15 protein-coding genes are annotated in these 15,123 nt (G+C 72.3%); 2 read left to right on the forward strand and 13 right to left on the reverse strand.

Annotated elements, in window-relative coordinates; all coding sequences use genetic code 11:
- Positions 1 to 128: 128 nt before the first annotated feature.
- From ATJ88_RS12750 to ATJ88_RS12760, 3 genes are all read right to left on the reverse strand, one after another.
- Positions 129 to 1,172 (reverse strand): 3-isopropylmalate dehydrogenase, encoded by a 1,044-nt coding sequence (locus tag ATJ88_RS12750; protein ID WP_098464145.1) that lies wholly within the window; start codon positions 1,170 to 1,172, stop codon positions 129 to 131.
- Between the two features lie 68 nt (positions 1,173 to 1,240).
- Positions 1,241 to 1,639 (reverse strand): VOC family protein, encoded by a 399-nt coding sequence (locus ATJ88_RS12755; RefSeq protein WP_098464146.1) that lies wholly within the window; start codon positions 1,637 to 1,639, stop codon positions 1,241 to 1,243.
- A 56-nt stretch (positions 1,640 to 1,695) separates the two neighbouring features.
- Positions 1,696 to 2,253: an ASCH domain-containing protein gene (locus ATJ88_RS12760; protein WP_098464147.1), complete on the reverse strand. Its 558-nt coding sequence runs from the start codon at positions 2,251 to 2,253 to the stop codon at positions 1,696 to 1,698.
- 215 nt (positions 2,254 to 2,468) lie between these two features.
- Between ATJ88_RS12760 and ATJ88_RS12765 the strand changes: the two genes are divergently transcribed.
- Positions 2,469 to 2,894, forward strand: coding sequence for an NUDIX hydrolase (locus tag ATJ88_RS12765; RefSeq protein WP_098464148.1), 426 nt, complete (start codon positions 2,469 to 2,471; stop codon positions 2,892 to 2,894).
- Positions 2,895 to 3,128: 234 nt separating this feature from the next.
- Here the strand turns inward: ATJ88_RS12765 and ilvC are convergent, their stop codons facing one another.
- The 8 genes from ilvC to ilvD (ATJ88_RS12805) form a co-directional block, all read right to left on the reverse strand.
- Positions 3,129 to 4,157, reverse strand: coding sequence for a ketol-acid reductoisomerase (gene ilvC, locus ATJ88_RS12770; protein WP_098464149.1), 1,029 nt, complete (start codon positions 4,155 to 4,157; stop codon positions 3,129 to 3,131).
- A 77-nt stretch (positions 4,158 to 4,234) separates the two neighbouring features.
- Positions 4,235 to 4,756 carry an acetolactate synthase small subunit gene (gene ilvN, locus ATJ88_RS12775; RefSeq protein WP_098464150.1) on the reverse strand — a complete coding sequence of 174 codons (522 nt, stop codon included), beginning with the start codon at positions 4,754 to 4,756 and terminating at the stop codon, positions 4,235 to 4,237.
- Between the two features lie 3 nt (positions 4,757 to 4,759).
- Positions 4,760 to 6,583 carry an acetolactate synthase large subunit gene (locus tag ATJ88_RS12780; RefSeq protein ID WP_098464151.1) on the reverse strand — a complete coding sequence of 608 codons (1,824 nt, stop codon included), beginning with the start codon at positions 6,581 to 6,583 and terminating at the stop codon, positions 4,760 to 4,762.
- 261 nt (positions 6,584 to 6,844) lie between these two features.
- Positions 6,845 to 7,936: an ABC transporter permease subunit gene (locus ATJ88_RS12785; protein WP_098464152.1), complete on the reverse strand. Its 1,092-nt coding sequence runs from the start codon at positions 7,934 to 7,936 to the stop codon at positions 6,845 to 6,847.
- Positions 7,933 to 8,991: an ABC transporter ATP-binding protein gene (locus ATJ88_RS12790; RefSeq protein WP_098464153.1), complete on the reverse strand. Its 1,059-nt coding sequence runs from the start codon at positions 8,989 to 8,991 to the stop codon at positions 7,933 to 7,935. The genes ATJ88_RS12785 and ATJ88_RS12790 overlap by 4 nt, the downstream gene beginning before the upstream one ends.
- 178 nt (positions 8,992 to 9,169) lie before the next feature.
- Positions 9,170 to 9,484 (reverse strand): 4a-hydroxytetrahydrobiopterin dehydratase, encoded by a 315-nt coding sequence (locus ATJ88_RS12795; protein ID WP_098464154.1) that lies wholly within the window; start codon positions 9,482 to 9,484, stop codon positions 9,170 to 9,172.
- Positions 9,485 to 9,571: 87 nt separating this feature from the next.
- Complete coding sequence (locus ATJ88_RS12800; protein ID WP_098464155.1) at positions 9,572 to 10,150, reverse strand: pyridoxamine 5'-phosphate oxidase family protein; 579 nt, start codon at positions 10,148 to 10,150, stop codon at positions 9,572 to 9,574.
- Positions 10,151 to 10,203: 53 nt separating this feature from the next.
- Positions 10,204 to 11,919, reverse strand: a complete 1,716-nt coding sequence (ilvD, locus tag ATJ88_RS12805; RefSeq protein ID WP_098464156.1) for a dihydroxy-acid dehydratase — start codon at positions 11,917 to 11,919, stop codon at positions 10,204 to 10,206.
- An 81-nt stretch (positions 11,920 to 12,000) separates the two neighbouring features.
- Between ilvD (ATJ88_RS12805) and ATJ88_RS12810 the strand changes: the two genes are divergently transcribed.
- Entirely contained in the window at positions 12,001 to 12,582 is a 582-nt protein-coding gene (locus ATJ88_RS12810; RefSeq protein ID WP_098464157.1) for a Uma2 family endonuclease, read from the forward strand.
- Here the strand turns inward: ATJ88_RS12810 and ATJ88_RS12815 are convergent.
- Both ATJ88_RS12815 and ilvD (ATJ88_RS12820) read right to left on the reverse strand, forming a co-directional pair.
- Positions 12,567 to 13,094: a GNAT family N-acetyltransferase gene (locus tag ATJ88_RS12815; protein ID WP_098464158.1), complete on the reverse strand. Its 528-nt coding sequence runs from the start codon at positions 13,092 to 13,094 to the stop codon at positions 12,567 to 12,569. The two genes, ATJ88_RS12810 and ATJ88_RS12815, sit on opposite strands and share 16 nt — an antisense overlap.
- The gene (gene ilvD, locus ATJ88_RS12820; RefSeq protein ID WP_098464159.1) at positions 13,091 to 14,953 is read right to left on the reverse strand and encodes a dihydroxy-acid dehydratase; all 1,863 of its coding nucleotides are present in this window, start codon (positions 14,951 to 14,953) and stop codon (positions 13,091 to 13,093) included. The genes ATJ88_RS12815 and ilvD (ATJ88_RS12820) overlap by 4 nt, the downstream gene beginning before the upstream one ends.
- Positions 14,954 to 15,123: the final 170 nt, after the last annotated feature.

Raw genomic sequence — 15,123 nt, forward strand, 5'->3', positions numbered from 1 at the left:
GTGACCCCTGTAGTTTTCCACGACTCGCGGTCCCGCGGGCACCGGTCGGACGCGTCCACCACACGGTCACCCTGGACGAGGAGCAAGGGGACGGTTCGGGGACGACGGCCGAGGTCGCGGGGCGCCGGTCAGTCGGCGACGCGGGCAGCGAGATCCTGCCCGACCTCGGCCGTCGACCGTACTCGGCTCCCGCGCTCGGCGAGGTCGGCCGCGACCGCGGCCTCGACGCGCGCCGCCTCGGCGGTGAGGCCGAGGTGGTCGAGCAGCAGGGAGACCGACAGCACCGTGGCGGTCGGGTCGGCCTTGCCCTGGCCCGCGATGTCGGGGGCCGAGCCGTGCACCGGCTCGAACATCGACGGCGCGGTGCGGTCCGGGTTGATGTTCGCGGACGCGGCGAGGCCGATGCCACCGGTGATCGCGGCGGCCTGGTCGGTGAGGATGTCGCCGAAGAGGTTGTCCGTCACGATGACGTCGAAGCGCGACGGGTTCGTCGTGAGGAAGATCGTGGCGGCGTCGACGTGCAGGTAGTCCGTCGTGACGTCCGGGAACTCGGCGTTGACGGCCTCGACGGTGCGACGCCACAGGTGACCGGCGTGGACCAGCACGTTGTGCTTGTGCACGAGCGTGAGGTGCCGGCGGGGGCGGGCCTGGGCGCGGGCGAAGGCGTCGCGCACCACGCGCTCCACGCCGAACGCCGTGTTGACCGACACCTCGGTGGCGATCTCGTGCGGCGTGCCGGTGCGGACCGAGCCACCGTTGCCGACGTACGGGCCCTCGGTGCCCTCGCGGACCACGACGAAGTCGACCTCGCCGGGCTCCGCGAGCGGGCTCTTCACGCCCGGGTACAGCTTGCCGGGGCGGAGGTTGACGTAGTGGTCGAGCGCGAAGCGCAGCTTGAGCAGGAGACCGCGCTCCAGCACGCCCGAGGGGACGCTGGGGTCGCCGATGGCGCCGAGCAGGATCGCGTCGTGCTCGCGGATCCGCTCCAGGTCGCCGTCGGCGAGGGTCTCGCCCGTCGCGTGCCAGCGACGCGCGCCCAGGTCGAACTCGGTGGTGGCGACCTTGACGTCGGAGCCGGCCAGGGCCGCCTCGAGGACCGCGAGGCCCTGTTCGACGACCTCGGTGCCGATGCCGTCCCCTGCCACCACTGCCAGGTCGATGTTGCGCGTCATGCAGCGATCCTACGACCGCCGCGCCAGGATGCGGGACACCCGTCTCACGATGCGAAACGATCGGGCGGTCACATCTCCCGCGACGACAGCACGCAGAACTCGTTGCCGTCCGGGTCCGCCAGCACCGTCCACGTGGCCTCGGGCGGCTGCCCCACGTCGATCACCCGGGCGCCCAGACCGACCAGCCGCTCGATCTCGGCGTCCCGGTCGTCGCTCGTGTGCGGCGCGAAGTCCCAGTGCAGCCGGTTCTTGCCCGACTTCTCGTGCTCCACCCGGACGAACACCATGCCCGGCGGCACCCGGTGGAACTCCAGCTGCTCGGAGAGCTCACGCGCCCACGGCGGCACGAGGACGACCTCGTCGTCGGCCGCGTAGACCATGTCCCAGCCGAGCGCCTCGGCCCACCAGGCCGCGAGCGCACGAGGGTCGGTGGACTCCACCACCGTCGAGTACCAGCGCAGGGTCATCGTCGTCTCCTTCCGGTGGCACGCACGCTAGCGGGCGCCACCGACACCCCGGCCCGCTACTCCGCGTACAGGACCGTGAACCGCTCGCAGACGACCGGCATCGACCGGTCGAACGCGTGACCGGTGGCCTCCAGGGTGCGCCGCCAGTACGCCTCGTGCCCCGCACGCCACGACTCCAGGGTGAGGTCGTCCTCCCCCTCACGGCGCGCGTGCTCCGCCGTGACCTCGTCGAACGGCACCGTCTCCACGGCGTCCGTGCGGATCAGCGCCCGCGGCGAACCGGCGCCGTCCAGCACGATCGACAGGTCGCCCTTGCGCGGCAGCGGCTCGGCCGCGGCCTCGAACTCCCACAGCGCGCTCGCCGTCGCCGTCTTCGTCCCGGCGAGCACCAGCCCGAGCAGCTCGTCCGCGAGCACCGGCGAGTCGCCGAACGCCCACGCCGGCGGCGGCACCACGTTCTCCGACCGCTCCCCCACCGCACCGCCGTGGCTCGTGCGACCGGCCTTCGGCCGCGCCGACTCCCAGAACGCGGTGATCAGCTCCGCCTGCTGCACGTCGTCGAGCTGGCCCTGCGGCTCCTGCGGGGCATCGCCCGAGGTCACGTCGTCAGTCATGGCGCCATCCTGCCATCCGCCCCTCGCCCGCGCCGCCCCGCTCCCGCGACTCAGCGCACATCGGCGCCAGTCAGCGCAGGTTCCCGCCAGTCAGCGCAGGTTCCCGCCAGTCAGCGCAGGTTCCCGCGAGTCGGCGTAGATCTGGGGGTCGACGCCGACGCACGCGGAGCCGCACGTCGCAGGCCACCCTTCTCCGGCTCCGGCAGGATGACGTCATGCGACTTCGCGTGGCGGCCTACGCCGTCGTGATCGACGACGGACAGGTGCTGCTCCCCCACTGGCGGCAGAGCGGTTACGGATCCGGGTGGACCCTGCCCGGGGGCGGCATCGACCCCGGGGAGCACCCGGCGGACGCCGCGGTGCGGGAGGTGTGGGAGGAGACGGGGTACGACGTCGAGCTCGACGACCTGCTCGGCATCGACAGCATCGTGCTGCCACCCGCGGGCGACCTCTCCGACGGCGCCCACGGGCTGCGGATCGTCTACCGCGCCCACGTGGTGGGCGGGTCGCTGCGAGCCGAGGTCGGCGGGTCGACCGACGACGTCGCGTGGCACCGTCTCGAGGAGGTCGCCGCACTCGATCGCGCGGAGCTGGTGGACGCGGGCCTGGCGATGGCCGGCGTGACACTGCGTCGGCCCTGAGCCGCATGCCGGCCGGCGGTCCGACCCGATCCGCACCGGATCATCGGATCCTGCGCTGACTCGCGGCATTCCGCGCTGACTCGCGGCATCCTGCGCTGACTCGCGTGGACCCGCGCTGGCTCGCGGCATCCTGCGCTGGGTCGGCGCGGCGTGCGCCGACTGAGGGAAGCACGCACGGCCGCCGCCCCGGGGTGGGGACGACGGCCGCGCGCGACGCTCGTGACAGGGGTGGTGTCAGCGAGCGGCGCTGCCCTCCGTGTAGTCGGAGTCAGCGGGCTTGATCCACGCGAACATCTTGCGGAGCTCGCGACCGGTGGTCTCGATGGGGTGCGCCTCGCCCTTGGCACGGAGCTCCTTGAACTCCGGGGCGCCGGCGTCCTGGTCGGCGATGAAGCGCTCGGCGAAGGCACCCGACTGGATGTCCGCGAGCACGGCCTTCATGTTCTCCTTGACCTCGGGCGAGATGACGCGCGGGCCGGAGACGTAGTCGCCGTACTCGGCGGTGTCGGAGACGGACCAGCGCTGCTTGGCGATGCCGCCCTCGACCATGAGGTCGACGATGAGCTTGAGCTCGTGCAGGACCTCGAAGTAGGCGACCTCGGGCTGGTAGCCGGCCTCGGTGAGGACCTCGAAGCCGTACTGGACGAGCTGGGAGGCGCCACCGCAGAGGACGGCCTGCTCGCCGAACAGGTCGGTCTCGGTCTCCTCGGTGAAGGTGGTCTTGATGCCGCCGGCGCGCAGGCCGCCGATGCCGGCCGCGTACGACAGGGCGAGGTCCCAGGCGGAGCCGGAGGCGTCCTGCTCCACGGCGACGATCACGGGCACGCCGCGGCCGTCGACGTACTCGCGGCGCACGAGGTGGCCCGGGCCCTTGGGGGCGACCATGAGGATGTCGTGGTTCGCCTCGGGCTTGATGTAGCCGAAGCGGATGTTGAAGCCGTGGCCGAAGACGAGCGCCGCACCCTCGTTGAGGTTCGGGGCGATCTGGTCGCGGTAGAGGTCGCGCTGGTTCTGGTCCGGCGCGAGGATGACGACGACGTCGGCCTCCTTGACCGCGTCGGCGACGGTGAGCACGCGCAGGCCGGCGTCGGTCGCCTTGGCGGCGGACGGCGAGCCCTCGCGGAGGCCGATGCGGACGTCGACGCCGGAGTCGCGCAGGTTGAGCGCGTGGGCGTGGCCCTGGCTGCCGTAACCGATGACGGCGACCTTCTTGCTCTGGATGATGGACAGGTCGGCGGCGTCCTCGTAGAACATCTCAGCCACGGTGGTGCTCCTCTTTCTTCGGTGTTCGAGCTCGGGGGTGATTCTGGCAGGCCCCGGGGGCCGGCCGTGGACGCGTCTCAGGCGCTGCGGACCCGCTCCAGCGCCCGGTCGGTGATGGATCGCGACCCGCGCCCGACGGCGAGGGTCCCGGACTTGACGATCTCGCGGACGCCGTAGGGCTCGAGCGCGCCGAGCAGCGCGTCCAGCTTGGCCCGGGTGCCCGTCGCCTCGATGACGACGGTGTCGGGGACGACGTCGACGACGTTCGCGCGGAACAGCTCGACGACCTCCAGCACGCCCGACCGGGTGGCGGCGTCGGCCCGCACCTTGACGAGCAGCAGCTCGCGCTGCACGGACGACTCGGGGTCGAGCTCGACGATCTTGATGACGTGGATCAGCTTGTTGAGCTGCTTGGTCACCTGCTCGAGCGGGTGCTCGTCGACGTCCACGACGACGGTGATGCGGGAGATCTCCTCGTGCTCGGTCGGCCCGACCGCGAGGGAGTGGATGTTGAACGCCCGGCGGGCGAACAGGCCGGCGACCCGCGTGAGCACGCCCGGCTTGTTCTCGACCAGGACGGACAGGGTGTGGCGGGACATGGTTCAGTCCTCTCGGTCCCAGGCGGGCGAGATGCCCCGCGCGTACTGGATGTCGTCGTTGCTCACGCCGGCGGCGACCATGGGCCACACCATGGCGTCGCGGGACACGGTGAAGTCGACGACGACCGGGACGTCGTCGATCTCGTTCGCGCGCTTGATGGCGTCGTCGACCTCGTTCGCGTGCTCGACGCGGATGCCGACGCAGCCGTAGGCGTCGGCGAGCTTGACGAAGTCGGGGACGCGCACGGTGCCGTGGCCGGTGTGCAGGTCGGTGTTGGAGTACCGCTCGTTGTAGAAGAGGGTCTGCCACTGCCGGACCATGCCGAGCGAGCTGTTGTTGACCAGCGCCACCTTGATGGGGATGTCGTTGATCGTGCAGGTGGCGAGCTCCTGGTTGGTCATCTGGAAGCAGCCGTCGCCGTCGATCGCCCAGACGGTGCGGTCGGGCTCGCCGACCTTGGCACCCATGGCCGCGGGGATGGAGTAGCCCATGGTGCCCAGGCCGCCGGAGTTGATCCAGGTGTTGGGTCGCTCGTAGCGGATGAACTGCGCGGCCCACATCTGGTGCTGGCCGACGCCGGAGACGTAGATGGCGTCGGGGCCGGCGATCTCGCCGAGGCGGGAGATGACGTGCTGGGGGGCGAGGTGGCCGTCGGCGGTGGCGCTGTAGCCGAGCGGGTAGGTCTCGCGCCACGTGTCGATCTGCCGCCACCAGGCCTCGACGTCGGGCTTGCCGACGACTCCCTGCTCGGCCTCGAGGGCGGGCAGGAGGTCGCTGATGACCTCGCGGAGGTCGCCGACGATGGGCACGTCGACGGCGCGGTTCTTGCCGATCTCGGCGGGGTCGATGTCGGCGTGCACGATCGCGGCGTGGGGGGCGAAGCTGGACAGCTTGCCGGTGACGCGGTCGTCGAAGCGGGCGCCGAGGGCGACGACGAGGTCGGCCTTCTGCAGGGCGGCGACGGCGGGGACGGTGCCGTGCATGCCGGGCATGCCGAGGTGCTGGGGGTGGGAGTCGGGCACGGCGCCGCGGGCCATGAGGGTGGTGACGACGGCGGCGCCCGACAGGTCGACGAGCTTGCGCAGGACGGGGGCCGCGCCGGCGCGGATGACGCCGCCGCCGACGTACAGCACGGGGCGCCGGGCGGAGGCCAGCAGCTTGGCGGCCTCGCGGATCTGCTTGGCGTGCGGCTTGGTCACGGGGTGGTAGCCGGGCAGCGACAGCTCCTGCGGCCAGGAGAACGTGGTGCTGGCCTGCATGGCGGACTTCGCGATGTCGACGAGCACGGGGCCGGGCCGGCCGGTGGAGGCGATGTGGAACGCCTCGGCGATGGTGCGCGGGATCTCGGCGGGGTCGGTCACCAGGTAGGAGTGCTTGGTGATCGGCATCGTGATGCCGACGATGTCGGCCTCCTGGAAGCCGTCGGTGCCGATGAGGGACTCGCCGACCTGGCCGGTGATGGCGACCATGGGGATGGAGTCCATGTTGGCGTCCGCGATGGGCGTCACGAGGTTGGTGGCGCCGGGGCCGGAGGTCGCCATGGTGACGCCGACGCGGCCGGTCGCGTGGGCGTAGCCGGACGCGGCGTGGCCGCCGCCCTGCTCGTGGCGGACGAGGATGTGCCGGACCGACTTCGAGTCCATCAGGGGGTCGTACGTGGGCAGGATCGCGCCGCCGGGGATGCCGAAGACGGTGTCGACGCCGACGGACTCGAGGGAGCGGACGATCGACTCCGCGCCGGTGACGGGCTCGCCCACGGACTGCTCGACACCGCGCGGTGCGGTGCGCGCTGCCACCTGGGCTGGTGTCGGGTTCGGCTGACCCATCGGTCTCTCCTGCCGCTCGATCTGGCGTCTGGGGGTGGTTCGGTGCAATGAAAAACCCCTCGGTCCCGGATGCTGCTGCGGGGACTGACGAGGGGTGAGCGCGCTGACGAAGCCCGGTGCGGTGGCCTCAGCCGGCGCGCCCTGGAAGTACTACGAGAATGATCGTCTGCACGTGACGCACGTTACGCCGTCGTCGCGCCGATGTCACGTTGCGGTTCGATCGTCCCAGATGATGGGACACCGGCACGCCGACCTGCGGACTCAGGAGACGTCGCGGCGACGGAACACCAGGAGCGCGACGATACCGAGCACCACGGCCAGGCCCAGCAGGTACAGGCCGCCCTGGCCCTGGGTCACGGCCCGCTCCACCCACTCCTGGTAGGGCACGCCGTCCGTCCCGGTCCGCACCACGGTGACGCCGTACGTGGCCCCGCCCCGCAGCCAGGCGTCGATGTTGGTCCCCGGCATCCAGCGCTGGAGCTCGGTCGTGCCGACGAACAGCGCCGAGGTGACCCACACCGCCCCCGCGGCGACGCCGATCGCGGCCGCCGCGTGACGCAGCAGCACACCCAGCGCGACGCCGATCACCCCGGCGAGCGCGCCCGCCACGGCGAGCCGGCCCGTGAACGTCGCCACCTCGGTCCAGGCCGCGGCGGTCGCCTCGCCCACCGTCCCGAAGGCCGCGTGGACGACGTACAGCCCGCCGACCACGACCACCCACCCCGCCAGCACGACGGGCAGGACGCCGACGGCGACCGCGAGCGTCTTCGACAGGAACACGGGGCGGCGGCGCGGCTCGAACGTCAGCCACATGCCGAGCGAGCCGGCGCCGATCTCCGCGGTGACGAAGCTGACGCCGACGACGAGGGCGAGCACGAGCAGGAACCAGGTCGCCGGGACCGTGCCGGGCAGCCCGGACCACCCGTGCCAGAACGAGCCCTGGATCTCGGCGACCCGGGGGTCGGTCCCCTCGGTGCCGTCGACGCCGTCGGAGACCGCCTCGGTCATCCAGGCCCGGTCGGCGTCGTCGGGGAAGTAGTCGACGGTCGGGGGCAGGTAGTTCTCGAGGCGGGGTGCCATGTCCTCGCAGCGGTAGTCGGCGGCCGGGTCGGGGTCGTCGGCCTGCTCCGCCTCGCACTGGGCGACCTGCTCCGCGCCCGACTCCTCCCACCACTCGAGCTCCTGGGCGTAGTAGCCCTCCGCCTCCGCGATCTCGGCGTCGGTCGGGGGCTGGGCGCTCCCGACGCCGAGGGCGACCGTGATGCCGCCGACCACGACGGCGAGGAGCGCGACGCCCCACGTCACGCGCCGCCACCACAGGCGGCGCAGCTCGACCCGGAACAGCCGCATCATGCCCGCACCTCGTCCGTGCTCTCGTCGCTCGTCCCGGCGTCGGCCGCCGTGCCGTCCGGTCCCCCGTGCCGGGCGGTCCGGCCGCCCCCGCCCCACAGCCGGCGCTCGGACCGGTGGGACGTCCCGCCGGGGACGTCGTGCTGGGTGAGACCGAGGAACACCTGCTCCAGGTCGGGGCGGCGCACGACGATCTCGCTCGCCCACACGCCCTGCTCGCCGAGCAGGCGGTTGAGCGCGGCGGCGTCGGTCGCGCCGTCGACGACGAGCGCGCCGTCCTCGCTGCGCACGACGTGCCCCGCCGTGACGAGGACCCGCTCGGCGGTCCCGACGTCGTCGGGCGCGACCCGCACCAGGACGGACGCGCCGGTGGCCTCGCCGAGGAGGTCCGCGACCCGCCCGGACGCGACGAGGCGTCCGCGGGTGACGATGGAGACGGTGTCGGCGACCTGCTCGACCTCGGCGAGGATGTGGCTGGACACCAGGACGGTCTTGCCCTGGTCGCCGAGCGAGCGCATGGTCTCGCGGATCTCGTGGATGCCCGCGGGGTCGAGCCCGTTCGTGGGCTCGTCGAAGATCAGCAGGTCCGGGTCCTTGAGCAGGGTCGCGGCGATGGCGAGCCGCTGCTTCATGCCGAGCGAGTAGGTGCGGTAGCGGTCGCGGGACCGACCGGCCAGGCCCACCTGCTCGATGACCTCGTCGACACGGGTCCGGGGTGCGCCGATCCCGTCGGCGAGCAGCACGAGGTTGCGGCGGGCGCTGAAGGCGGGGAAGAACTTCGGGCTCTCGACGATCGCGCCGACGCGGGCGACGACGTCGGGCAGGTGACGCGGCACCTCGACGCCGAACACGGACGCGGTGCCGCTGTCCGGGCGCACCAGGCCGAGCAGCATGCGGATGGTGGTCGTCTTGCCGGAGCCGTTGGGCCCGAGGAAACCGTGCACGCCGCCCACGGGGACGGCCAGGTCGAGGCTCTCGACGCCGACGGTGCGACCGCGCACGGTGCGGTACGTCTTGCGCAGGCCGTGCGTCTCGATCGCGAGGTCAGGGACCGCCACCGCTCCTCCTCCGTGGCCGCCCGGCGACCTCCGCTCGCCGCGACGCCGCGGCACTGCCCGCACAGTAGGGCATGGACGCACGCGGCGGAAGGACCGCCCGCAGGGTGTCGAGGGCGCTGGTCAGCCACGACGCCACCGGCCGCGGAGCTGCCACCGCCCGGGCAGCCCGGCGGGCGGGCTACGCGTCCGGGTCGAGGGGCACGTCCAGCTCGCGGGCCGCGGCGGAGACGCGCGCCGCGAGCGCCGCGTCGCGCTCGCTCAGCCCGCCGACGTCGTGGGACGTGATCCGCACGGTGACGGTCGGGTAGCGCAGGTCGACGTCGGGGTGGTGGTCCGCGGCGTCGGCGAGCTCGCCGATCGCGTCGACGAGCTGGACGCCGGCGGCGAAGGAGCCGGTCGCGAACACGGCGCGGGCGGCGTCGTCGACCACCCGCCAGCCCTCCACGCCGTCGTGGCGGCCGAACTCCTCGGCGGTGATCCTGTCGTCGGTCATGACGCCTCCTCGGGTCCTGTCCCCCACGATGCCTCGTCGGCGGCGGTCCCGCGCCCCGGGGTCACCCGCCGGCGGTGCACGCGGACGTCACCGCGGTGCGGGGTCCGTGGGCAGCGGGTCGTCGTCGAAGGCGGGCAGCCCGTCGATGCTGGTGCGGTTCTTGAGCCGCCGGTAGTCGGCCTGTCCGTCGGCGCCCTTGCGCTCCATGAACGGCTGGAGCAGGTCCCGCTCGCCGGCGTGCTCCAGGAGCGGGACGCCGTACCCGCAGGAGTCGGACACGCGCTCCACGTGGACGACGATCACCGCCCGCGCGCCGCGCAGGTCGTCGAACCGGGCGGCCCAGGCGTCGAAGTCGGCGTCGTAGAGGCTCACGACGCGGCCGCGGCCGTGCAGGCGCACGATGTTCGGCGGCCCGGTGAACGCGCAGAACATCACGGTGATCCGGCCGTTCTCGCGCAGGTGGGCGATGGTCTCGGCGCCGGACGCGGTGATGTCGAGCCAGGCGACGGTGCGCTCGTCGACGACGGTGAACGTCCCGTCGATGCCCTTCGGCGAGAGGTTGACCCGGCCGTCGGCGGCGAGCGGCGCCGTCGCCACGAAGAACACGTGCTGCGCCTGGATGAACGTGCGCAGCCGGTCGTCGATCTGCTCGTGGACCTTTCCCATGCCGCGATGCTCGCAGGACCGCGGGCGGCGGCACCAGGGGTTCCAGGTGCTGGTCAGCCGAGGACGGCGCCCCGCGACGCGGACCCGACGAGCTTGGTGTACTTGGCGAGGACGCCCCGCGTGTAGCGGGGCGGCAGCGGCTCCCAGCCGGCGCGCCGGGCGGCGAGCTCCGCCTCGTCGACGAGGAGGTCGAGCCGCTTCTCCGCGACGTCGAGCCGGATGCGGTCGCCGTCGCGGACGAACGCGACGGGTCCGCCGTCCACGGCCTCGGGCGCCATGTGCCCGACGCACAGGCCGGTGGTGCCGCCGGAGAACCGGCCGTCGGTGACGAGCAGGACGTCCTTGCCGAGCCCGGCGCCCTTGATCGCGCCGGTGATGGCGAGCATCTCGCGCATGCCCGGGCCGCCCTTGGGTCCCTCGTAGCGGATGACGACGACGTCCCCGGCGACGATCGTGCCGTCCTCCAGCGCGTCGAGGGCCGCGCGCTCGCGCTCGAACACGCGGGCGGTGCCCTCGAACACGTCGGAGTCGAACCCGGCGGACTTCACGACGGCACCGTCGGGGGCGAGCGACCCGTGCAGGATCGTGATGCCGCCGGTGGGGTGGATGGGCCGGTCGAGCGCCCGCAGGATCTTGCCGTCGGGATCGGGCGGCGCGACGTCCGCGAGGTTCTCGGCCACGGTGCGGCCGGTGACGGTCAGCGCGTCGCCGTGCAGCAGCCCGGCGTCCAGCAGCGCCTTCATGACGACGGGCACTCCCCCGATGCGGTCGACGTCGTTCATGACGTACCGGCCGAACGGCTTGAGGTCGCCCAGGTGCGGGACCTTGTCGGCGACGCGCGAGAAGTCGTCCAGGGTGAGCTCGACCTCGGCCTCGTGCGCGATGGCGAGCAGGTGCAGCACGGCGTTGGTGGAGCCGCCGAACGCCATCACGACGGCGATGGCGTTCTCGAACGCCTCCTTGGTCATGACGTCACGCGCCGTGATGCCGCGGCGCAGGAGCTCGACGACGGCCTCGCCGGAGCGGACGGCGAACATGTCGCGACGCCGGTCGGCCGACGGCGGCGCCGCGGATCCGGGCAGCGACATCCCCATCGCCTCGGCGACCGACGCCATCGTGTTCGCCGTGTACATGCCGCCGCACGCGCCCTCGCCGGGGCAGATCGCCCGCTCGATGCGGTCCACGTCCTCGCGGCTCATCAGCCCCCGGGCGCACGCGCCGACGGCCTCGAACGCGTCGATGAGGGTGACGTCCTTCTCCGTGCCGTCGGACAGCTTCACCCAGCCCGGCATGATCGACCCGGCGTAGAGGAACACGCTCGCCAGGTCGAGGCGCGCCGCGGCCATGAGCATCCCCGGCAGGGACTTGTCGCAGCCCGCGAGCAGCACCGACCCGTCGAGCCTCTCGGCCTGCATCACCGTCTCGACGGAGTCGGCGATGACGTCGCGGCTCACCAGCGAGAAGTGCATCCCCTCGTGGCCCATCGAGATGCCGTCCGAGACGGAGATCGTGCCGAACTGCAGCGGGTACCCGCCGCCGGCGTGCACCCCGTTCTTCACGCCCGCCGCCAACCGGTCCAGCGACAGGTTGCACGGCGTGATCTCGTTCCACGAGCTCGCGACCCCGATCTGCGGTTTCGCGAAGTCGGCGTCCCCCATCCCGACGGCGCGCAGCATCCCGCGGGCGGCCGTCGCCTCCAGCCCGTCGGTGACCTGACGGGAGCGCGGCTTGAGGTCCGGTGTCGTCGGTGCGGAGGCGTCGGAGGTCATCCCGCCAGGCTAGGTCCGACGGCCCGGCCCGGCTCGGTGGATCACCTGTCGCCGCACTGTTCGCGCCGCTATCGTGGTCGTATGACCACGCTGCCCGACTGGATGCGCCCTCCGCGCCCGGAGGGCTGGCTCGCGGACGACCTGGACGACCTGCACGAGGCGCCGCGCCACACCGAGCTCATCGACGGAACCCTCGTCTTCATGATGTCGCCGCAACGACGCTGGCACTCGATCGTCATCTTCTCGCTCCGACGCCTTCTCGACGAGCAGGCTCCGGAAGACCTGCTCGTCGACAGCGAGATGACGGTCCGTCTCGACGACCACAACCGGCCGGAGCCCGACGTCCTCGTCGCGACACGTCCTGTCGCCCCGGACGCGACCTGGTACCCCGTCGACTCCGTCGTGCTCGCGGTCGAGGTCGTCTCCCCCGAGTCCGCGCACCGAGACCGGACCGTGAAGATGCACAAGTACGCGGAGGCAGGCATCCGCCACTTCTGGCGGATCGAGAACGAGGACGGGTTCGCGTCGACGGCGGTCCACGTCTACGAGCTCGACGACGCCACGCGCACGTACGTCCCGGTGACGATCGCCCGCTCGGACCTCGAGCTCGACCGGCCGTTCCCGATCCGGATCGACGTGCGGGCTCTCTACCCGGAGCAGTAGGCCCCCGGGCGAGGCAGCGGGCAGGTCCAGATCCTCGTCACGGAGCGGACCTCGCCCGAGGCGTACGCCCTGGTCTCACCGGTCGGCCGGTAGCCCAGGGCCCGCCAGAACGGCTCGGCATGCTCCCGGTTGGCGTCGACGATCCCGAGGCGCAGGGTGGTCGCCTCGTCCCATCCCCTGACCTGCTCCACGACGGCATCGTGGAGCGCGCGGCCGAGTCCCTGTCGTTGTCGGCTGTCTGCCGTCAGCAGCAGCCCGATGTGGGCAACCCCTGGGTCCGGCCAATCGCGGATCACGTCGACCACGCCGGTGAGGACGTGGCCGTCGAACGACCCGAGGACGCACTTGGCCGAGGCATCGACGCCAGGAGGCGACGCCGTGAGGACACCCACCGCCTCGTCACGACCGGCCCGGTGCCCGGAGACGCGTTCGGCGTACCCGCCGTCGTCGGCCATCAGGTCGACGACGGCGGGCAGGTCGGCCGGCGTCAGGCGTCGGACCGCACGGGTCATCGACGGGTGATGAGCGAGACGTCCCGCACGGCACCCCGGTCGGCGGACGTCGCCATCGCGGCGTACGCCTGGAGCGCGGGCGAGACGTAGCGGTCGCGGGCGACGGGCTGCCACGGGTTCTCGCGGGCCTCCATGGCGGCGCGACGCTCCGCGAGGACCTCGTCGGGCACGTCGAGGTGGATGGAGCGGGAGTCGACGTCGATCTCGATGCGGTCACCGTCCTCGACGAGACCGATGACGCCACCGGCGGCGGCCTCGGGCGACACGTGGCCGATGGAGATGCCGGACGACCCGCCGGAGAACCGCCCGTCGGTGATGAGCGCGCAGACCTTGCCGAGGCCGCGACCCTTGATGAACGACGTCGGGTAGAGCATCTCCTGCATGCCGGGGCCGCCGGCGGGGCCCTCGTAGCGCACGACCACGACGTGGCCGGGCTGGACCTGCTTGGTGAGGATCTTCTCGACGGCCTCGTCCTGCGACTCGCAGACCAGGGCGGTGCCGACGAAGTGGAAGACGTCGGGGTCGACGCCCGCCGTCTTGAACACCGCGCCGTCCTGCGCGAGGTTGCCGCGCAGCACGGCGAGACCGCCCTCGACGGTGTAGGCGTGCTCGACGTCGCGGATGCAGCCGCCCGCCTGGTCGGTGTCGAGCGACTCCCAGCGGTTCTGCGTGGAGAACGCCTGGGTGGTGCGCACGCCGCCGGGGGCGGCGTGGAACAGCTCGAGCGCGCGGTCGGTGGCCTTGCCGCCGCGCACGTCCCAGTCGTCGAGCCAGTCGTCGAGGGTGGCGGTGTGGACGGAGGTGACGTCCTTGGCCAGCAGCCCGGCGCGGTGCAGCTCGCCGAGCAGGGCGGGGATGCCACCGGCGCGGTGGACGTCCTCCATGTGGTAGTCCGGGTGGTTCGGCGCGACCTTGCTCAGGCAGGGCACACGGCGCGAGATCTCCTCGATGTCCGCCAGCGTGAAGTCGACGTCGCCCTCCTGGGCGGCCGCGAGGACGTGCAGCACCGTGTTGGTGGACCCGCCCATCGCGACGTCGAGCGCCATCGCGTTGGCGAACGCCTCCTTGGTGGCGATCCCGCGCGGGGCGGCGGTGTCGTCGGAGTCGTCGTAGTAGCGCCTGGCGAGGTCGACGATGGTGCGCCCGGCCTCGAGGAACAGGTCGCGACGGGCGGCGTGGGTGGCCAGCGTGGAGCCGTTGCCGGGCAGCGACAGGCCGAGCGCCTCGGTGAGGCAGTTCATCGAGTTCGCCGTGAACATGCCGGAGCACGACCCGCAGGTCGGGCAGGCGGCCTCCTCGACCTTCGCGAGCGCCTCGTCGGAGACGTTGTCGTCGGCGGCGTAGTTGATGGCGTTGATGAGGTTGAGCGACGTCCTGGCGACGCCGTCGGCGACCACCGCCTTGCCGGCCTCCATGGGGCCGCCGGAGACGAAGATGACGGGGATGTTGAGCCGCATGGCGGCGTTGAGCATGCCCGGGGTGATCTTGTCGCAGTTGGAGATGCAGACGAGGGCGTCGGCGCAGTGCGCGTTGACCATGTACTCGACGGAGTCCGCGATGAGGTCGCGGCTGGGCAGCGAGTAGAGCATGCCGTCGTGGCCCATGGCGATGCCGTCGTCGACGGCGATCGTGTTGAACTCCTTGGCGACGCCGCCGGCCTCCTTGATGGCGGACGCGACGAGGTCGCCCATGTCCTTGAGGTGGACGTGCCCGGGTACGAACTGGGTGTACGAGTTCGCGATCGCGATGATGGGCTTGCCGAAGTCCTCGGACCCCATGCCGGTGGCGCGCCAGAGCGCGCGGGCGCCGGACATGTTGCGGCCGTGGGTGGACGTGCGGGAGCGCAGGGGGCGGCTCATCGGGATGCTCCTTCGTACCGGTTCGCTCGACGCTGCTCGGAGGGGCGGCGCGTCAGGGCAGCGTACGCCGTCTCGACCCCCGGTCGAGGGGGTGTCCACCTGATGGCAATGCTCACCCGCCGCGCCGGGTCTCACCTGGCGGGAAGATTCCAGAGTGAAACGGTTTTCCC

It is taken from the genome of Isoptericola jiangsuensis, assembly GCF_002563715.1.
Taxonomy (GTDB): domain Bacteria; phylum Actinomycetota; class Actinomycetes; order Actinomycetales; family Cellulomonadaceae; genus Isoptericola; species Isoptericola jiangsuensis.

Coding starts and splice junctions, on each gene's coding strand:
- ATJ88_RS12750 (WP_098464145.1), bottom strand. CDS start 1,172: ATGACGCGCAACATCGACCTGGCAGTGGTGGCAGGGGACGGCATCGGC.
- ATJ88_RS12755 (WP_098464146.1), bottom strand. CDS start 1,639: ATGACCCTGCGCTGGTACTCGACGGTGGTGGAGTCCACCGACCCTCGT.
- ATJ88_RS12760 (WP_098464147.1), bottom strand. CDS start 2,253: ATGACTGACGACGTGACCTCGGGCGATGCCCCGCAGGAGCCGCAGGGC.
- ATJ88_RS12765 (WP_098464148.1), top strand. CDS start 2,469: ATGCGACTTCGCGTGGCGGCCTACGCCGTCGTGATCGACGACGGACAG.
- ilvN (WP_098464150.1), bottom strand. CDS start 4,756: ATGTCCCGCCACACCCTGTCCGTCCTGGTCGAGAACAAGCCGGGCGTG.
- ATJ88_RS12780 (WP_098464151.1), bottom strand. CDS start 6,583: ATGGGTCAGCCGAACCCGACACCAGCCCAGGTGGCAGCGCGCACCGCA.
- ATJ88_RS12785 (WP_098464152.1), bottom strand. CDS start 7,936: ATGATGCGGCTGTTCCGGGTCGAGCTGCGCCGCCTGTGGTGGCGGCGC.
- ATJ88_RS12795 (WP_098464154.1), bottom strand. CDS start 9,484: ATGACCGACGACAGGATCACCGCCGAGGAGTTCGGCCGCCACGACGGC.
- ATJ88_RS12800 (WP_098464155.1), bottom strand. CDS start 10,150: ATGGGAAAGGTCCACGAGCAGATCGACGACCGGCTGCGCACGTTCATC.
- ilvD (WP_098464156.1), bottom strand. CDS start 11,919: ATGACCTCCGACGCCTCCGCACCGACGACACCGGACCTCAAGCCGCGC.
- ATJ88_RS12810 (WP_098464157.1), top strand. CDS start 12,001: ATGACCACGCTGCCCGACTGGATGCGCCCTCCGCGCCCGGAGGGCTGG.
- ATJ88_RS12815 (WP_098464158.1), bottom strand. CDS start 13,094: ATGACCCGTGCGGTCCGACGCCTGACGCCGGCCGACCTGCCCGCCGTC.
- ilvD (WP_098464159.1), bottom strand. CDS start 14,953: ATGAGCCGCCCCCTGCGCTCCCGCACGTCCACCCACGGCCGCAACATG.